The organism is Hymenobacter aerophilus DSM 13606 (assembly GCF_000382225.1).
GTDB lineage: Bacteria > Bacteroidota > Bacteroidia > Cytophagales > Hymenobacteraceae > Hymenobacter > Hymenobacter aerophilus.
This window is the reverse complement of record NZ_KB907808.1, coordinates 13783-31157: the sequence shown is the minus strand read 5'-3', so window position 1 is coordinate 31157 and position 17375 is coordinate 13783. Positions and strand designations below refer to the sequence as shown.

17 protein-coding genes are annotated in these 17375 nt (G+C 60.1%); 7 read left to right on the top strand and 10 right to left on the bottom strand.

Features of this window, described 5'->3' with window-relative positions:
- Window positions 1–89: 89 nt before the first annotated feature.
- The 4 genes from H145_RS25025 to H145_RS0108375 all read right to left on the bottom strand — a co-directional run bounded on the left by H145_RS25025 (window position 90) and on the right by H145_RS0108375 (window position 3538).
- The gene (locus tag H145_RS25025; RefSeq protein ID WP_019947693.1) at window positions 90–935 is read right to left on the bottom strand and encodes a hypothetical protein; all 846 of its coding nucleotides are present in this window, start codon (window positions 933–935) and stop codon (window positions 90–92) included.
- Between the two features lie 184 nt (window positions 936–1119).
- Complete coding sequence (locus H145_RS0108385; protein ID WP_240471675.1) at window positions 1120–1566, bottom strand: hypothetical protein; 447 nt, start codon at window positions 1564–1566, stop codon at window positions 1120–1122.
- Between the two features lie 36 nt (window positions 1567–1602).
- Entirely contained in the window at window positions 1603–2790 is a 1188-nt protein-coding gene (locus H145_RS0108380; RefSeq protein WP_019947691.1) for a proline dehydrogenase family protein, read from the bottom strand.
- A gap of 262 nt (window positions 2791–3052) precedes the next feature.
- Window positions 3053–3538, bottom strand: a complete 486-nt coding sequence (locus H145_RS0108375) for a hypothetical protein (RefSeq protein ID WP_019947690.1) — start codon at window positions 3536–3538, stop codon at window positions 3053–3055.
- A 92-nt stretch (window positions 3539–3630) separates the two neighbouring features.
- On the opposite strand from H145_RS0108375, the gene aroB reads away from it, so the two are divergent.
- Entirely contained in the window at window positions 3631–4680 is a 1050-nt protein-coding gene (gene aroB, locus H145_RS0108370; RefSeq protein WP_019947689.1) for a 3-dehydroquinate synthase, read from the top strand.
- Between the two features lie 104 nt (window positions 4681–4784).
- Window positions 4785–6005 (top strand): 3-phosphoshikimate 1-carboxyvinyltransferase, encoded by a 1221-nt coding sequence (locus H145_RS0108365; RefSeq protein ID WP_019947688.1) that lies wholly within the window; start codon window positions 4785–4787, stop codon window positions 6003–6005.
- 29 nt (window positions 6006–6034) lie between these two features.
- Here the strand turns inward: H145_RS0108365 and H145_RS0108360 are convergent, their stop codons facing one another.
- From H145_RS0108360 to H145_RS0108345, 4 genes are all read right to left on the bottom strand, one after another.
- Entirely contained in the window at window positions 6035–6847 is an 813-nt protein-coding gene (locus H145_RS0108360; protein WP_019947687.1) for a helical backbone metal receptor, read from the bottom strand.
- A 61-nt stretch (window positions 6848–6908) separates the two neighbouring features.
- Window positions 6909–7454, bottom strand: a complete 546-nt coding sequence (locus tag H145_RS24935) for a hypothetical protein (protein WP_019947686.1) — start codon at window positions 7452–7454, stop codon at window positions 6909–6911.
- Between the two features lie 277 nt (window positions 7455–7731).
- Complete coding sequence (locus H145_RS0108350; protein ID WP_019947685.1) at window positions 7732–8802, bottom strand: M42 family metallopeptidase; 1071 nt, start codon at window positions 8800–8802, stop codon at window positions 7732–7734.
- Between the two features lie 128 nt (window positions 8803–8930).
- On the bottom strand, window positions 8931–10499 hold the full coding sequence (locus H145_RS0108345) for an acyl-CoA carboxylase subunit beta (protein ID WP_019947684.1): 1569 nt from the start codon (window positions 10497–10499) through the stop codon (window positions 8931–8933).
- A 255-nt stretch (window positions 10500–10754) separates the two neighbouring features.
- On the opposite strand from H145_RS0108345, the gene H145_RS0108340 reads away from it, so the two are divergent.
- The gene (locus H145_RS0108340; protein WP_019947683.1) at window positions 10755–11012 is read left to right on the top strand and encodes a hypothetical protein; all 258 of its coding nucleotides are present in this window, start codon (window positions 10755–10757) and stop codon (window positions 11010–11012) included.
- Window positions 11013–11178: 166 nt separating this feature from the next.
- Here H145_RS0108340 and H145_RS0108335 read toward each other — a convergent pair whose 3' ends face one another.
- Window positions 11179–11610, bottom strand: coding sequence for a hypothetical protein (locus tag H145_RS0108335; RefSeq protein ID WP_019947682.1), 432 nt, complete (start codon window positions 11608–11610; stop codon window positions 11179–11181).
- Window positions 11611–11718: 108 nt separating this feature from the next.
- Here H145_RS0108335 and H145_RS22695 point away from each other — a divergent pair, with 108 nt between their 5' ends.
- From H145_RS22695 to H145_RS0108315, 4 genes are all read left to right on the top strand, one after another.
- On the top strand, window positions 11719–12567 hold the full coding sequence (locus H145_RS22695) for a helix-turn-helix domain-containing protein (protein ID WP_019947681.1): 849 nt from the start codon (window positions 11719–11721) through the stop codon (window positions 12565–12567).
- Window positions 12568–12683: 116 nt separating this feature from the next.
- Complete coding sequence (locus tag H145_RS0108325) at window positions 12684–13964, top strand: TolC family protein (RefSeq protein ID WP_240471674.1); 1281 nt, start codon at window positions 12684–12686, stop codon at window positions 13962–13964.
- A 46-nt stretch (window positions 13965–14010) separates the two neighbouring features.
- Entirely contained in the window at window positions 14011–15186 is a 1176-nt protein-coding gene (locus tag H145_RS0108320; protein ID WP_019947679.1) for an HlyD family secretion protein, read from the top strand.
- 9 nt (window positions 15187–15195) lie between these two features.
- Entirely contained in the window at window positions 15196–16746 is a 1551-nt protein-coding gene (locus H145_RS0108315; protein ID WP_019947678.1) for an MFS transporter, read from the top strand.
- Between the two features lie 220 nt (window positions 16747–16966).
- Here the strand turns inward: H145_RS0108315 and H145_RS24060 are convergent, their stop codons facing one another.
- Window positions 16967–17302, bottom strand: a complete 336-nt coding sequence (locus tag H145_RS24060) for a hypothetical protein (protein ID WP_157541379.1) — start codon at window positions 17300–17302, stop codon at window positions 16967–16969.
- Between the last annotated feature and the right edge of the window lie 73 nt (window positions 17303–17375).

Below are 17375 nucleotides of genomic sequence, written 5' to 3'. Positions count from 1 at the left end.
TGCTTTTTTTGCCGGGTAGCTTACAAAAAAAAGGTTCTTCCCGCAGGGGAAGAACCTTTTCAAGCTTTATACGCCAGAGGCGTAGGCAACTAGTAGCGACGTACTTTGTCGCCGTTGTGACGACGGAACTCCTCTTCGAAGTAACGAGCGTCTTCTTCGTTGCGTGGGCGCACACCCATTACGATGTTGCCGTTCTTCACGTCGTTCTCGTACTCGGCAGCGTGCTCCTCAGGAATACCCGAACCTACCAGGGCACCTACCAGGCCACCCGTCAGGCCACCGGCACCGGCACCAGCCAATGCAGCGGCAATCGGGCCGGCAATTACGAGGCCCAGGCCGGGCAGTGCTACCGACGTACCAATGGCAGCAATAGCGCCGATGATAGCACCAGCCGTGCCACCGATGGCCGAACCTACGCCGGCGCCTTCCATGGCCTTGTCGCCAAGCTCGGTGTCAACCGTATCGTCGCCGAAGTGGCGCTTGCGGGCGTCTTCCGACATCACCAGATTTACGTCATCCTTATGGTAACCACGCGAGGCCAGCGACTGGTAGGCACGCTCGGCGCTGTCACGGTCGCGGAACGAGCCAGCGGTGTAGCTGTTGCCCGAACCATAGGTTTCGTTGCTGCCGGTTACGGCGCGGGCGGCGTCGCCAGCGGCGTTCTGGGTGGCATCAATGCCGGCACCTACCGTAGCACCTACCGAACCAGCTGCAGCAGCACCCTTCTGGGTAGCGCTGTAGTCATGATGCGGGTTGTTATCGCCGGTGTTCATAGAGTTGGTCGGAATCGACGAGTTGCCGGTGCTGGCGTTACCCATGTTGCCGCTGGAAGTCGTATTAGCACCCGTGCTGTAGCCGGTGCCGGCGTTGCCCGTACCGTAGTTAGCGCCTGAACCGGTACCTGAGTTAGTGGGGTTGATCGAATCGTTGTTCATGGAATGGGAGTTTTAAGATGATGGAAATAAGGAATGATTTCCGTCCTCCAGAGGAAAGGAGAGAGTAACGGAGGTTTCGAGGCTCTTAACGCAGCCTCAAAAACGAAGTTGCGTCATAAAGATGTACGCAACCTTTTTACCCCCTCAAATCCGGCCTTAGCGCCCTCCCAAAGCCATTTTCCAGCTAACTTTTGGGCTTTGCAAATTTTTCAAAATTGGCATCATTCTGCCAAAAAGTACGGCATTGCTGCCGCAAATCCTTCAAAAAGGTTTCGTCCTGCTTGAGGCCGCGCCATTCGCCCAGCCCCAGCCGCTCGCACAGCTTGAAAAAGTTGTCGCCTTGGCCCTTCGACCCTTTCACCTTCACCAGGCAGCTCAGAATAGGCCGCCCCGCATTAAACTCACTTTCCGAAATTTCAGTCAAGATTTCGTTCAGCCGGGCCTTTTCGTGCGTGATGTCCAGGTTGAGACCCAGTTCCGCTTCCTGAATCAGGTTCAGGTAGCTGGTCGTGCCAATCTGGTTGCGGGAAAAGCGGATAAGGTGACTGCGTACTCGGCCAATCATGGGCAGGAGGAGAAAGAGAATGATAGAATACAGCCTGCGGAGAGGCAAATAGCCTATCAGTACCAAAACTGTGCCGTTTAGCTCAACGGTGCAAACACGCCCTTAAAGCTTCCGGCGGCGCATCTCTTTCTGAATCAGCCGAAACTCGCGGCTGGTCTGGCCGGCAATGGCCGTATTCTCGTCGGCGCGGCGCAACAGGTAGGGCATTACGGCCTCTACGGGGCCGTAGGGCACATATTTGGCCGTGTTAAAGTCCGCGTTGGCTAGGTTGTAGCTCAGGTTGTCGCTCATCCCATAAAGCTGGGCAAACCACACGCGCGGGTCGTTGGGGCGCAGGCCGGCCTGCTGCATCAACTGGGTTAGCAGCAGCGAGCTGTCTTCGTTGTGGGTGCCGGCGCACACGCTGATGTGGTCGATGTGGTCGATGCAATACTTCAGCGCCTCGTTGTAGAGGTCGTCGGTGGCCTGCTTGCTGGGGTTGATGGGGGTGGGGCGGCTCTGGGCCGTGGCCGTGCGCGCCTCCTTCTCCATATAAGCGCCGCGCACCAGCTTGGCCCCAATGTGGTAATGGCCGGCGGCGGCTTCGGTGGCGGCGGCTTCGAGCGCCTCCAGCCGGTCGTGGCGGTACAGCTGGTAGGTGTTCCAGACAATGGCCGACTCGTGGTTGTAGCGCCGCATCATCTGGTAAGCCAGCTCGTCGATGGTATCCTGAAACCAGCTTTCCTCGGCGTCGATGAACACGCGCACGCCGTACTGGTGGGCGCGGGCGCAGATGGCATTCACGCGCAACACGGTTTTGTCGTAGCTGGCCTGCTCGGCCGCGCTCAAGGTTTTGCCGGCCTGGATTTTCTCCAGAATGGACGCTTCGCCCACGCCGGTTACTTTGAATACCGAGAAAGGGATATGCCTGGAGCGGTGGGCCAGATCGAGCGTGGCCAGAATTTCGGTGGTCGTGGCGTCGAAGCTCTGGTCGTTGCCCTCGCCTTCCACCGAGTAGTCGAGGATGGTACCGATATCGTAACGGCCCAGCTCCTCAATCACGGGCAGGCACTCCTGAATGGTTTCGCCCCCGCAGAACTGCTCGAAAATCGACTTCTTGATGAGGAATTTGGTGCCGGGAAGGTGCCACTTGAGGGCCGTTTTCATCAGCCCGCTGCCGGTTTTCACCAGCCCGGCGTTGTTCATGGCGGCAAACAGCGCGTACATTTTCCGCAGCTCGCCATTGGAGCGGGAGGCAAACGCAACGGCCGTATCGTCGAAGGAAATGGGGGAAGCCTGGAGTTGAGACATAAGGGGCAGCGGGTGGTAGGGGCCGGATATGGCGGGCGCGTTGCAATAAGAACAAGTAAAGATAAGCTGCCGGCCTAGTTTCTCCGCATCGGGCCGCCGCATATCCCGGCCCCGCTGCAGCCACGGCCGATGACCGGCCCCTAGCTGCACGAAAAAAGGCTCTATCCGAAATGGATAAAGCCTTGCTCCAAAACCCCGCAACAGCCGGCAACGCCCACCCTTGCCGCCAGCCGGAAAACCGGGCGGCCCGCCGCGCCAGATGCTAGTGCACCAGTTTCACCGACGACGTGATGACCGGAGGCAAGGCGCGCTCGAAGCGGTGGATGGCTGGCTGGGAGGCTACGTCTTCGAGCTGCAGGCCATTGCCGACGAGCGAGTAGATTTGCCGGCGCTGGTAGCCGTGGTAGGTAATGGTGTAGCGCTCCGGCCCCCACAGGCCCGATCCGTCGCGGCTCACCTTGAAGTTGGCCGCACTCACCAGCGCCCCGTCCTGGTAAAAGCGCGCGCGGCCCCGGCGGTCGAAGTGGATGCTCATGCGGTGGCCGGTATTGTCGGGCGTGAGCGTGGTGTGCTGGCCGGTGGTCGTCTGGGTCCACTCCCAGTCGCCGACCAGCGCGGCTGCAGTGGTGGGCAGCATCGGCTCGCGGCTGCAGGAAGCCAGCAGCGCGACGCCAACGGCCAGTAGCAGGCAGCCGGCAAAACGCGCCAATATGCGCACGGCGAAATGGGGCGTAAGTTGCAGGCGCATGATTAAACGCTCTAAATGTATTTTGCATCGAAATAAGCATAATTTGTTTGGATTCACGCTTTAATTTCGAACAATCACCGAAAATTTATATCATGACGGACCAGCCAATACATATCGGACAAAATGCCCTGCCCAAACTGGCGGAACTGCTGCGTACGCCGGCCGTGAGCCGGGTGGTGGTGCTGGCCGACGAGAACACTTCGCGCCAGTGCCTGCCGCTGCTCGAACCGCACCTGCCGGCCACTTATCGGCTGGTAGAAATGCCGGCCGGCGAGGAGTACAAAACGCTCGAAACCTGCCAGCTGCTGTGGGCCGAGCTAACCGAACAGCGCGCCGACCGCTACGCCGTGGTGGTAAACCTGGGCGGTGGAGTCGTGACGGATTTGGGCGGCTTTGCGGCGGCCGTGTACAAGCGCGGCGTGCGCTTCGTGCAGGTGCCCACCACGCTGCTGGCCCAAGTAGATGCCAGCGTGGGCGGCAAAACCGGCGTCGATTTTATGGGTTTTAAAAACCAGCTGGGCGTGTTTCAGCAGGCGGCGGCCGTGTGCATCGAGCCGCGCTTTCTGCGCACCCTCGACCCGCGCCAGCTCAAGTCGGGCTACGCTGAGGTGGTAAAGCACTGGCTGATTGCCGACGCCGAGGCCTTCGAGCGCAACCGCTACGTGGGCATTATGGTGGATGACTGGACGCCGGTTATCGAGGAGTCGGTGGCCCTGAAGCAGCGCATCGTGGCGCAGGACCCGCTGGAATCCGGACTGCGCAAGCTGCTCAACTTTGGCCATACCGTGGGCCACGCGCTGGAAAGCTACCTGTTGCAGCAGCCGGGCCGCGAGATTCTGCACGGCGAGGCGGTGGCGGCCGGGATGGTGTGCGAAACCTGGCTGAGCTACCACCGCGGCCTGCTGAGCGCGGCCGAGCTTGACAAAATCGAGACGTTCCTGTTCTCCATCTTCGAGAAGGTGCAGTTTGTGCTGCTCGAAACCGAGGCCATTGCCGATTACGCCCTCCAGGACAAGAAGAACAGCGGCACCACCATCAACTGCACGCTGCTCGAAGGCCTCGGCCGCGGCGTGTACGACCAGCCCGTAACGCTGGCCGAAATTGTGGAAGCCCTGCGCTATTACCACCGGCTGCCGGGCTAGCGGCCCTGCCGGGCATTGTTTTACCAGGAGTAAGGCCCCGCTTTGCTCTGCATCCTGCTTTCGTTATCAACTCCTCTCTTACGCTTACCTGGCCGGGCGGCCCGTTGCGCGGCACGGCCCAGGTGCCGGCTTCCAAAAGTGAAAGCAACCGCGCCCTGATACTGCAGGCGCTGGCCGGCGGCGGCCAGCTGCACAACCTCTCCGATGCCAACGACACCCAGCTGATGCAGCGCCTGCTGCAGGAGCCCGCGGCTACGGTGTTTGATGCCGAAGACGCCGGTACTGTGATGCGCTTCCTGACGGCCTACCTGGCCATGACGGGCCGACAAGCCGAGCTGACGGGCACGGCCCGGATGCAGGAGCGGCCCATTGGCGTACTGGTGGAGGCGCTGCGCGAGCTGGGCGCCCGCATTGAGTACGCGGGCCGGGAGGGTTACCCGCCGCTGCAGCTGCTGGGCCGCACGCCCCAGCCCGCCACGGCCGAGGAAACGGAACCTATTGAACTGACCGTGCGCGGCGACATCAGCAGCCAGTACATTTCGGCTTTGCTGATGATAGGGCCCACGCTGCCGGCGGGCCTGCGCATCTGGCTCACGGGCAAAGTCGGCTCGCGGCCCTATATCCGGATGACGCAGGCGCTGATGCAGCATTTCGGGGCCGTATGCCGCGATTTGGGCACGGTGCTGGAAGTGCGCCCGCAGCCCTATCAGCCCACCGATTACACCGTGGAAGGCGACTGGTCGGCGGCCAGCTACTGGTACGCCCTGGTCGCGCTGGCCCCCGAAGGCTCGTACCTGACGCTGCCCACGCTACGCTGCTTTTCGTGGCAGGGCGACGTGGCCATTGCGGGCATTATGGCCCAGCTCGGCGTGCACACCGAGTTTCTGGCCGACGAAACTGTGCGCCTCACCAAAACAACGCCCGCCGCCCAGCTCACCCAGGATTTCACCGATTGCCCAGACCTGGCCCAAACCGTGGCCGTGGTGGCCACGGCCCTCGGCATCCCGGCCACTTTCACCGGCCTCGAAAGCCTGCGCATCAAGGAAACCGACCGGATTGCGGCCCTGCAAACCGAGCTGGCCAAGTTCGGCGGCGCCCTGACCGATGCGGGACAGGGCCGGTTTGAAGTCTCATCCGAAAACTTCCGGGTAGCCGGCCAGACGGTGGCCACCTACCACGACCACCGCATGGCCATGGCCTTCGCGCCGCTGGCCATGCTGGGCGAAATCCACATCGAGGCCCCGCAGGTGGTACGCAAGTCCTACCCGCAATTCTGGCAGGAACTGGAAAAGGTGGGGTTCAGCGCCCAGGCATCGGGCTTATAATCACCGATAAAAAATCAGCGAAATCACGATCAATCAGCGTCAATCAGTGATTGAAGGTAGGCGGCCGTCAGGCGCAGGCGGCTGCCGTACCAGCTGAACAGCTCGCCATCGACAATGCGGATGCGGGCGTCGGGGCAAAGTTGCTGGAACTCGGCCACGTGCTTTTCGGCGAAGGGGTAGGGCTCCGAAGACAGCAGAATCTGCCGGGGCGCGGCGGCCCGTAGCTGCTCCGGGCTGATTTCGGGGTAGCGTCCCAGGTTGCCAAATACGTTGCGGAAGCCGGCGCGGGCCAGCATCTCATCGATAAACGTGCCGCCGGCCGCTACCATGTAGGGCTTGCGCCAGATGAAGTAGGCGGCCGGCAGCAGCTCAGCGGCGGGTGGGGCCAGCGCCGCAAACGAAGCAGCAATGTCGGCAGCCAGTGCGTCGCCCGCTTCCTTGCGGCCGGTCAGCAACCCCACGCGCCGAATCATGTCGAGCGACTCGGTCAGCGTGGTAATGTCGCTCATCCAGACCGGGTGGCGCGCCGCCAGCTGCTCGATGCCTTCCTGATAATTCTCCTCCTTGTTGCCGATGATGAGGTCGGGCTGCAAGGCCTCAATCTTGTCGAAATCGAAGTTCTTGGTGCCCCCGATTACCGTGGCCGACTGCCGGGCCCCGGCCGGATGCACGCAAAACTTGGTCAGGCCCACCACCTGCTCGCCCAGGCCCAAATCAAACAGCAGCTCGGTTTGCGAGGGCACCAGCGACACAATGCGCCGCGGCGGGAACGGTACGGCCACCCGCCGCCCCATCTGGTCGGTTACGGTGAGCGGAGGCAGGGTGAGCGGCAGATTTAGCACGGGTGAGCGTAAGGCGGCGGAGCCGGCGAAGATACGCGGCTGGCGGGTGGGACGCCGCTGGTCAGGCGCTTTGGTGGGTGGCCCGGTTTGCGGCGGCGCGCTGAAAGAGCCCGGCCCAGCTCAGCCACAGCAGCGCAAATACCGCACTGGCTGCCCACTCTACCGGCGCCACCGGTAGTTTCCAGGCCAACTGGCCCAACACGGCCACCAGCACCTGCGCCAGCGCGGCGGCCACCATTGCAGCCACCAGGCCGCGCGGCTGAAACCGGGCAGCCAGGGCGCCCAGCAGCCCGATGGCAGGAACCGCGCCACACAGCAGGTTGGCCGGGTTCGGGCCGCTGCCAACGAAACCCACCGCCAGATTCACCCACACCAGCAGCAAAGAGGTCAGGACGGCTCCCGCGGCGGCCACCCGGTAGGCCACGGTTCCCGAGCGACTGGCTACCAGCTCCAGGGCCGCGCCAGTGCTGAGCAGCAGCGCCCCGGCCACGACAAAATCAGACAAAGTCCAGTTGACTTCGCCGGTAAACTGCATGGCCACCAAGGGCACGAGCAGCAAAGCGCCGGTTACAAGCGAAACGCGGGTAAAGCTCTTGATCAGCGTCATGACGCAGGAGGGTTAAAGTGAATAACTTAAGAACCCATCAAAGGAATATAAAGAACTTTGTAATTCAAAGTATAACTTAATAATTTTTATAATAATGAATTATATACATCTGAAATAAAGGGATTTACAGGTAGGCCTTCCGTAGCCGGAGCATAACTCAGCAGAACACGCAGGCCAGAACTGTAAAGCAAAAACCAGCGCCCCCGAAGGAGACGCTGGTGCTGAGCTGGCGGCCAAAAAATCAGTGTAATCGGCGAAAAATCAGCGTAATCGGTGATTAGCTGAAGTAGCGGAAATCCTGCTTGTCTTCGATGCGGAGCACGGTTTCGTAAATCAGGTCGATAACGTGCTGCACGTCGTCTTTGTGCACGGTTTCGACAGTGGTGTGCATGTACTTGAGAGGTAGCGAAATCAGGGCCGCGGCCACGCCGGAGTGTGAGTAGGCGAAGGCGTCGGTATCGGTGCCGGTGGCGCGGGTGGCGGCGGCGCGCTGAAACGGAATTTCGGCACTTTGGGCAGTTTCGATGATGAGGTCGCGCAGGTTGTTCTGCACGGCCGGGCCGTAGGTGATAACCGGGCCTTTGCCGCAGAACAGGTCGCCCGAGGTTTTCTTCTCGTACATCGGCGACTGGGTATCGTGCGTCACATCGGTGATGATGGCCACGTCGGGTTTGATGCGGTGGGCAATCATCTCGGCCCCGCGCAGGCCAATTTCCTCCTGCACGGCATTCACGATGTAGAGGCCGAAGGGTAGCTTCTTGCCTTCCTCTTTGAGGCGGCGGGCCACCTCGGCAATCATGAAGCCGCCGATGCGGTTATCGAGCGCGCGGCCCACGTAGAACTTGTCGTTGAGCACCATGAACTCGTCCTCGAACGTCACGACCGAGCCGACGTGGATGCCCATTTCCTCTACTTCCTCCTTGCTGGAAGCGCCGCAGTCGAGGAACACCGTTTCCATCGTGGGGGCCTTGTCCTGGTCGGGCTTGCGGGTGTGGATGGCCGGCCAGCCGAACACCGCTTTTACGATGCCCTTCTTGGTGTGGATGTTCACGCGCTTGCTCGGGGCCACCAGCGGGTCGGAGCCGCCGTTTTTGCGCAGGTACAGGAAGCCCGATTCGGTGATGAAGTTGACGAAATAGCTGATTTCGTCGGCGTGGGCCTCAATCACCACCTTGTACTCGGCCTCGGGGTTGATAACGCCCACCACCGTGCCGTAAGTATCCACGAAATGGGTGTCGATGTAGGGCTTGAGGTACTCCAGCCAAATCTGCTGGCCCTCCTTCTCGAAGCCGGTAGGAGAGGGGTTGTTGAGGTATTTCTGAAGGAAATCGAATGATTCTTGACGCATAGTTGGGGTTGTTCAAGTAAGTCTGTCATCCTGAGCGGAGCGAAGGACCTATACAGAAGCTATAGTCTAATGTTAGCTTCTGTATAGGTCCTTCGCTCCGCTCAGGATGACAGGAGGTGTACAGTTGCTTACAGCGGAATGTTGCCGTGCTTTTTGCGGGGCAGCGTGTCCACCTTGTTCTCCAGCATCTTGAAGGCGCGGATGAGCTTCTGGCGAGTCTGGGAGGGCAGGATGACCTCGTCCACGAAACCGCGGTGGGCGGCGCGGTAGGGCGTGGCGAACTTCTGCTGATACTCGTCGACCTTTTCCTGGAGCTTGGCTTCGGGGTTTTCGGCGGCGGCAATTTCGCGCTTGAAGATGATTTCGGCGGCACCTTTGGCACCCATTACGGCAATTTCGGCGGTGGGCCAGGCGTAGTTCATGTCGGCCCCGATGTGCTTGGAGTTCATCACATCATACGCCCCGCCGTAGGCTTTGCGGGTGATGACGGTGATGCGCGGCACGGTGGCTTCGCAGAAGGCGTAGAGCAGCTTGGCGCCGTTGGTGATGATGCCGCGCCACTCCTGGTCGGTGCCGGGCAGGAAGCCGGGCACGTCTTCGAGCACCAGCAGCGGGATGTTGAATGAGTCGCAGAAACGCACGAACCGGGCCGCCTTGGTGCTGGCGTTGATATCGAGCACGCCGGCCAGCACGGCCGGCTGGTTGCCCACGATGCCTATGCTGCGGCCCCCAAGGCGGGCAAAACCCACCACGATGTTCTCGGCGAAGTTCTGATGTACTTCCAGGAACGAGTCGGCGTCAATGATGCCTTCGATTACCTCGCGGATGTCGTAGGGCTGATTGGGGTTCTCGGGAATAATTTTGTCAAGAACCGGGCGGCTTTCGTCCTGGCCGGCCTCGTAGGGTAGCATGGGGGCGGTTTCCTCGCAGTTCTGGGGCATGTAGCTCAGCAGCTGCTTCACGCGGGTGATGCAGGCTACCTCGTTTGCGCAGCTGAAGTGCGTGACGCCGCTCTTGGCCGAGTGGGTACTGGCGCCGCCCAGCTCCTCGCTGGTTACGGTTTCGTGGGTCACGGTTTTCACCACGTTGGGGCCGGTCACGAACATGTAGCTCGTGTCTTCCACCATCAGGATGAAGTCGGTTATGGCGGGCGAGTACACCGCGCCGCCCGCGCAGGGGCCCATAATGGCCGAGAGCTGGGGCACCACGCCCGAGGCCAGCGTATTCTTGTAGAAGATATCGGCGTAGCCGCCCAGGCTCACCACGCCCTCCTGAATGCGCGCCCCGCCCGAGTCGTTGAGGCCGATAACGGGGGCGCCGTTTTTCATGGCCAGATCCATGATTTTCACGATTTTCTCGGCGTGGGTTTCGCTCAGCGAGCCGCCGAACACCGTGAAATCCTGGGAGAAGGCGTACACCAGCCGGCCCTGCACGGTGCCGTAGCCCGTTACCACGCCGTCGCCGAGGTAGTACTCCTTGTCGAGACCGAAGTCCTTGGAGCGGTGCATCACGAACTTGCCGATTTCCTCGAACGAGCCCTCATCGAACAGCAAATCGATTCGCTCGCGGGCCGTGAGCTTGCCCTTTTTGTGCTGGGCATCGATGCGGGCCTGGCCGCCGCCGAGCAGGGCTTCCTGGTTTTTGCGGGCGAGAACTTCGAGCGGGGTAAGCTGGGCGTCGGCGTGCGGGTCGGACATTGCGGGGTGGGAATAGTCGGATGTGAAGTAAGCAGCGTTAAGTAGCCAAAGGTAAGGTCTCAAGCCAGAAAAGCCGCGCCCAGGATTCGGGCCCAACTGGTAATGCGACGGTGGTGGCTAGGAGTTGCGCGGGTGGTTGGGTATAGCTACCTTAAAGCGGCAATAGTACCCTGGCGACTCAGTTGCTGCTACCGGCTGCGGATAAGTTGCGCCAGTGCAATCAACGGTATTCATAATTTTCTTAACCCGCTCAGCATGATGGATTCAAATACCAACTATGTGAAGATGACCCCGGAAGAATTGGCGTCGGAAGAGAAGAAAATGAAGACACAAAAATTTGCGACGGGAGTGTTTATCGGGGTGTTGGTGGGTATTGCCGTTTGGGCGGCTACTCACGGAAGCCTGATTCTCACGGGTATCCTACTGGTTGCGGCCGTTATCATTGGCCGCAAAAGCTCCCAAAGTATCAAGAGCCGTGAAGAGGCGATGGGCCGCAACAATACTGTGGGGTAACTTATTATGCGTTAGTCAACTAAGGTTCGAAAACATAGCTTGCTGAACCAGGCAAGCCGCCTAGTTTCTTCAGTGGCAGTAGTTGCTTCGCTGGCCTAAACCAGAAAAGCCGCGCCCAGGATTCGGGCGCGGCTTTTCTGGTAAACCAATTTCAGGTGAGCCATCTTCAGTCAGTGCCAGCCTGATTTATCTTGCCGGTTTGGCGGTCTAGCTCAACGTACCCCGACTCACCAACGGAAAAGAAGAGGGCGGTAGAACACCAAGCCATACTCTTGATGGCAGAAGGCCCGCTAGCACTCTTAGGCAGCGCCGACGCGACATTGGTTGCCCATAGCGTCTGCTGACCCTTGTAAGCCGTAATGGATTGTTGGTCCGCCGAGAGCCAGTACACAATGCCGTCCTCTCCCTTCAGGCCTCGAACCTGAGCCGAAGGCTTAAAGGATGCATTGCCAATTGCTGGGTCGGGTTCCGGCAGCAATAAGCTAGCATCGTAGGGGCTGTTGGCTTTGGCTGATTTTCCAGTGGCCTGTGCCCAGGAGATAGTGCCGCTAAGCGACAAAACCAGGAGCAGGGCGAAAATGGATTGCGCTGTTTTCATGACGTAATATAGCAACATTTTACGTGCGCAACCAGACGCCCTGTTCAACGGTGCCGTTCAACGACGAGACGCAAATAGGCATCTCTACATCCGTCAGCTTACCCGACTATGATTAAGCTATTTGGAGAGGAAGGTTTGCGGAGCCATATCCAGGAAAGCTACGCTTTTCGGTCGGTGGGGGTGGGGTTTATCGTGGTGTATGCGGGCAGTTTGCGCATAGAAGTGGATGGGCGGCGGCTGCCGGAGTTGCGGCAGGATTTGCTGCTGCTGTCGGCCGGGAAGGTGTACACGCTGCTGGGCATGAGCCCCGATGCCCGGCTGTACATCGTTTCCTTCGACCGGAAGCAGATGCGGCAGCGCATCAATTTCAGCTTCAACGGCTACAACACGTTCCGGATTATGCACGGGGGCAGCGTGCTGAACAAGGATGTGCTGGAACTGCCGCCGCCCAAGTTCGGCTACCTGCTGGAACTGTGCCGGCAACTGGAGTTTTACCTCGCCGAACGGCCCGGCGCGGCCTTCAGCGAGGAAATCGTGACCGGGCTCAGCTCGGTTATCGGCTTTAGTATTGCCGACGAGATATTCGCGCACTTGCAGCAAACCCAGCCCCGCAACCTGCGCAAAGAGCAGCTGACGGTGCAGTTCTTCGACTTAATCAGCCAGCATTTCAAGGAGCAGAAGGAGCTGAAGTTTTACGCCGCCGCGCTGTGCGTGTCCATCAAGTACCTCTCCAATTGCGTGCGCGAGGTGACGAGCCAGCCGCCGAGCCGGTTTCTGGCCGAGGCGCTGGTAAACGAGGCCAAGGAGCAGCTGCTCACAACCAGCGCGCCGGTGTACGCGGTGGCCGCCGATTTGGACTTCTCGGACCAGTACGCGTTTGGCAAGTTTTTCAAGAAGCACACCGGCGTCAGCCCCCTGAGCTTCCGCAAGCAAAACCAGCGCATAGATACCATCTGAACCTTTTTCCGGGGTTTCTCAACCTTCCCTGAGGCCCCTGGGCTGCCGACCTTTGTACCCTACCAAACGGTACAAGCGCGATGAAAGCCAAGACCCTTATTTATAGCCTGATAACCATGCTGCTGCTGCTGCTGACCGGGCCCGCCCGGGCCCAGGTGCGGGAGCAGCGCGTGTCGGTTGACCAGCTGTTTGAGCTGACCCGCCAGAACCACCCCAACCTGAAAGTGGTGGCGGCCGATATTGCCATTGCCCGCCAGGGCACGGAAGTCGCCAAAACGGCCCGGCTGCCCTCGGTGGCCCTCGGCGTGCAGAGCTACTATTTGGGCAACGTGAGCATCCTCAACAAGGATTTCTCGGACGCCACGCGGGTGAGCATGCCGCACTACGGCAGCAACCTTTCCACCGAAGCCAACTGGCTGATTTGGAAGGGCGGCGTGGTGCGCAACTCCATCCGGATTCAGTCCCTGAAAGAAGGGCTGGCCCAGCTCAACTACCAAACCAACGAGCAGAGCATCAAGCTGCTGGTGCTGGGCTACTACCTCGACGTGTACAAGCTGCTGAATCAGGAGCGGGTGTACGAGAAGAACATCAGCCTGGCCGAGCAGCGCCTGACCAACATTCGCAGCCTGTACAAGGAGGGCGTGGTGACCCGCAACGACGTGATTCGGGGCGAGCTGCAACTCTCGAACCTGAACCTGGCCCTGGAAGTCAACCAGGACAACCGCGCCATCCTCAACAAGCAGCTGACGGTGGCCCTGGGCCTGCCCGAGGAAGTGGTGATTATTCCGGAAGAGGCGCTGGCGACGGTGGCCGAAGTAACGTCGGTGCAGGAGTTTCAGGCGGCGGGCCGGCAGAATCCGGCGCTGCAGCTGGCCCGGCAGAACGCGGCTTTGTACGACGTGTCGGCCAAGGTAATCCGGGCCGACCGCTCGCCTTCGCTGACGGTGTTTTCGGGCAACAAGCTGCAACGGCCCCTCACAACGAGCGTGCCCGCCGTGGATGCCTACAGCAACGGCTGGAGCACGGGTCTTTCGCTGAACTTCAACGTGGACGCGCTCTACAAAACGTCGCAGAAGCTCAAGCTCAACCGCCTGCAGCAGGACCAGGCCGAGGCGCAGGTGGTGCAGACCGGGCAGCAGATTGAAGTGGGCGTGAATACGGCCTTCATTAAGTACCGGGAGGCCATTTCGCAGAAGAACACCTACGGCGTGCAGAAGAAAATGGCGGCGGAAAACTACCGCATCATGGAAAGCAAATACACCAATCAGCTGGCCATTCTGCTCGATTTGCTCGACGCCAGCAACGCCAAGCTCGACGCCGAGCTGCAGTACACCAACGCCGAGGCGAACATCGTCTTCTCCTACTACAAACTCCTGAAGGAAAGCGGCCAGCTGTAAGCCGCGCCCGCCAGTACTTCTCAACCCACCGCAATCCGACCGCATCATGGCAACTGCTATAGAAACCCCTCAGGCCCCAACCACCGAAACCACCGCGCCCCAGGCCCCGCCGCAACCCCGGCCCGCCCCCCGCAACGGCGGCGGGAAGCCAGCCAAAAAAGCTGGCCCCAAACTCCTGAACTGGCTGGTGCTGGCGCTGGTGCTGGGCGGCCTGTACTGGGTAATTACGGCCTACTACAACGTGGGCAACGACCGGTACACCAACTCGGCGCAGGTCGAGTCCTACATCAACCCCATCAACACGCGGGTGTCGGCCTACATCAAGGAAATCCGCTTTATTGAGCACCAGTACGTGAAGAAGGGCGACACGCTGCTCATCCTCGACGACCGGGAGCTGAACACCCAGCTGGGCCAGGCCCAGGCCGCCTACCAGTCGGCGCTGGCTTCCAAAAAGGCCACCCAGCGCGCGGTGCAAACGGTTTCCAACAACGTGGCCACCGCCCAGGCCACGGCCGCCGCCGCCAAAGCCAACGTGGCCGCCGCCTGGGCCCGCTTCCTGAACACCGAGCAGAACATCCGGCGCTACAAAAACCTGTTGCGCGACGAGGCAGTAACCCGCCAGCAGTTCGACCAGGTGAAGGCCGAGTACGAGGCCAGCCGCGCCCAGCTCGAAGCTGCCCAGTCGCAGTACCGGGCCGCCACCAACACGGGCGGCTCCAGCGTGCTGTCGGTGGGCGAGGTGCAGGCCCGCCTGGGCCTCAACGACGCCGACATTATGCGGGCCGATAACGCCCTGCAAATGGCGAAGCTCAACGTGTCGTACACCGTCATCCGGGCTCCGCACGACGGCATTATGGGCCGCCGGAGCGTGAACGTGGGGCAGCTGCTCAGCCCCAGCCAGCAGGTGGCTACCATTGTCGATAGCCGCAACATCTGGGTGTCGGCCAACTACCGCGAAAACCAGCTGGCCAACGTGCAAATCGGGGGCCTGGCCACCATCCAGGTTGATGCGCTGGGCGGCAAGACGTTCGAGGGCCGGGTAACGGCCATTTCGGGCGCCACCGGGGCCAAGTACGCCGCCATTCCGGTGGATAACTCGACCGGCAACTTCGTGAAGGTGCAGCAGCGCCTGCCGGTGCGCATCGAATTCACCGACCACAACCAGCCCGCCGCGCTGGCCCTGCTCCGGGCCGGCATGAACGTGGAAGTTACCCTGCAATAACCCGCCGCTATGTACAATCAAGGTCCGTTTGCCAGCTGGGTGCCCAAGCCCCTGATGCTGCTGCTTATTCTGCTCATTCTGCCGCCGCTGGCCATTGTCAGCGGCGTGTACGCCACCAACATCAGCGACACGGCCAGCGCCCTGGGCGTGTACACCGACTACATTGCGGCGGCCAACAACGCTGTCACCATCGGCATGGGCCTGGCCATCAGCATTATTATGCGTGTGAAGATGCGGTTCCGATCGAAGGAAATTCTGGTGGGCTGCTCCATCATCGTGGCGCTGCTGCTGCTGCTGAACGGCACCACCGACAACCCGCACGTGCTGATTGTGGGCAGCCTGCTCATCGGCTTCTTCAAGATGTTCGCGCTGATGGAAATGATTCTGCCGGTGCTGTTCATTCTGTCGCCCCAGGGCGAGCGGGGCCAGTTCTACTCGCTGTTCTACCCCATCATCATCGTGGTCAGCCAGCTGGCCGGCTACTTCTTCGCCAACCTCATCTACCACACCAACTACCAGGCGCCCTACTTTCTGATGGCGGCCGCGATGCTCGGCATTGCCGCCCTGGGCCTAGTGTTCCAGCACAACCAGCGCTTCGCCCGCAAAATGCCCCTCTACCAGCTCGACTGGCTCTCGCTTATTCTGCTGGGCGCCTCGGCCATGTCGTTCAACTACGGCCTGAGCTTCATGAAGCAGCAGGGCTGGCTGCAATCCTCCCGCATTGTGGTGGCTTTGCTGGCCGGGGTGCTGCTGCTGGCCCTCACCATCTACCGCCAGCAGTTCTTAAAGCGCAAGCTGTTTCACTTCGACCTGTTTCTGAAGAAGGACCACGTGTGGCACAGCCTGGTGCTGCTGCTGTTTCTGGGCATCTACCTGGCCAGCTCGGGTATCTACGTGCAGTATTCGATGGCCATCCTCGGCTACAGCAACCTCATCAACGCCCAGCTCAACCTCTGGATGATTCCCGGCATTCTGCTGGGCGGCGCCATTGCCTTCTACGGGTTCAGGAAAAAGCTGAACCTGAAATATGTTATTCTGTTGGGCTTCTTCGCCTTTTTCCTGCACACGGCCGGCCTGTATTTCCTGATTCAGCCCCAGCTCAACATCGAGTACCTCTACTTCCCGATGTTGCTGAAGGGGCTGGGCATGGGCCTGCTCTTCATCGTCATCTGGTACTACGCGGCCATCAACCTCAGCCCCGACCAGAGCCTGGGCGTCACGTCCATCCTGCTGATCGTGCGGACGTTTTTCGCCACCGCCCTGGCCAGCGTCACCCTCGGCTGGGCCACCTACGCCGGCCAGTGGCAAAGCCTCTCCGACATAGCCGGCCTGCTCGACGTGGGTGCCGGGGCCAGCGGCAACCTCTACCAAACCCTGCAACTGAACGCCATCATGGCTTCCAGCAAAGTGGTGCTGGGCTGCCTGTGTCTGCTGTTCGTGCCCATCGCCCTGTTTGTGGCCACCCACGCCTACGGCCAGCTCAACTTCCGCCGGGTGGTGTTCTTCCGCAAGCTGGTGCGCGGCAACAGCCTCAAAGGCTACCGCTTCGTGAGGGCGTAGGGTGCGCTAGTACCGGCAATTCCGGGTGAGGTTGCTGGCAACAGCAACAAGAATGGCCGGCCCCCTGTGCAGGGAGCCGGCCATTTTGGTTGTCGATTATCCTAAAAGCTTATGTAGCGGTGGGTTGCTTTGGTGACTTACAATACGGCGGAAGTAGTGGCCTAAGGCCAGAAAAGCCACGCTCCAGACTCATGCGCGGCTATAAGCTCCCGTAAAAATTTCAGTCTCTTCCTTTACAAGTAACCTGTCCAGTAGTACGCGCAATAGTTAAGTAGCTATGCTTGCTATATATAACCTCCAGGTTAGCAGGAGTCAGTTTGATGTAGCGCACAGCTTGATCAAAAACATCGGGGCCACACTCTTGGGATACATTTGTTTGCCACAATACAGTGCCGTTGCGGTAAGCAACAATAGTTGACGGGTCAGAATCAGGAACAAAATAGACAGTCCCTTCAGCTGACAAAATCCCTCTGTTTTCAGTAAAAGCCAGATTGATTTCAGTTTGTGTAGTAATTAGTTCAGGGTCGTAGGGATAATTCGGAGTAGAGCACTGCATAAACAATGCAAGTGGCAGTAATGCATGCCGTAGTAGAGCTAACCTCATCTGTACATTCAATTGGAAGGTGCTG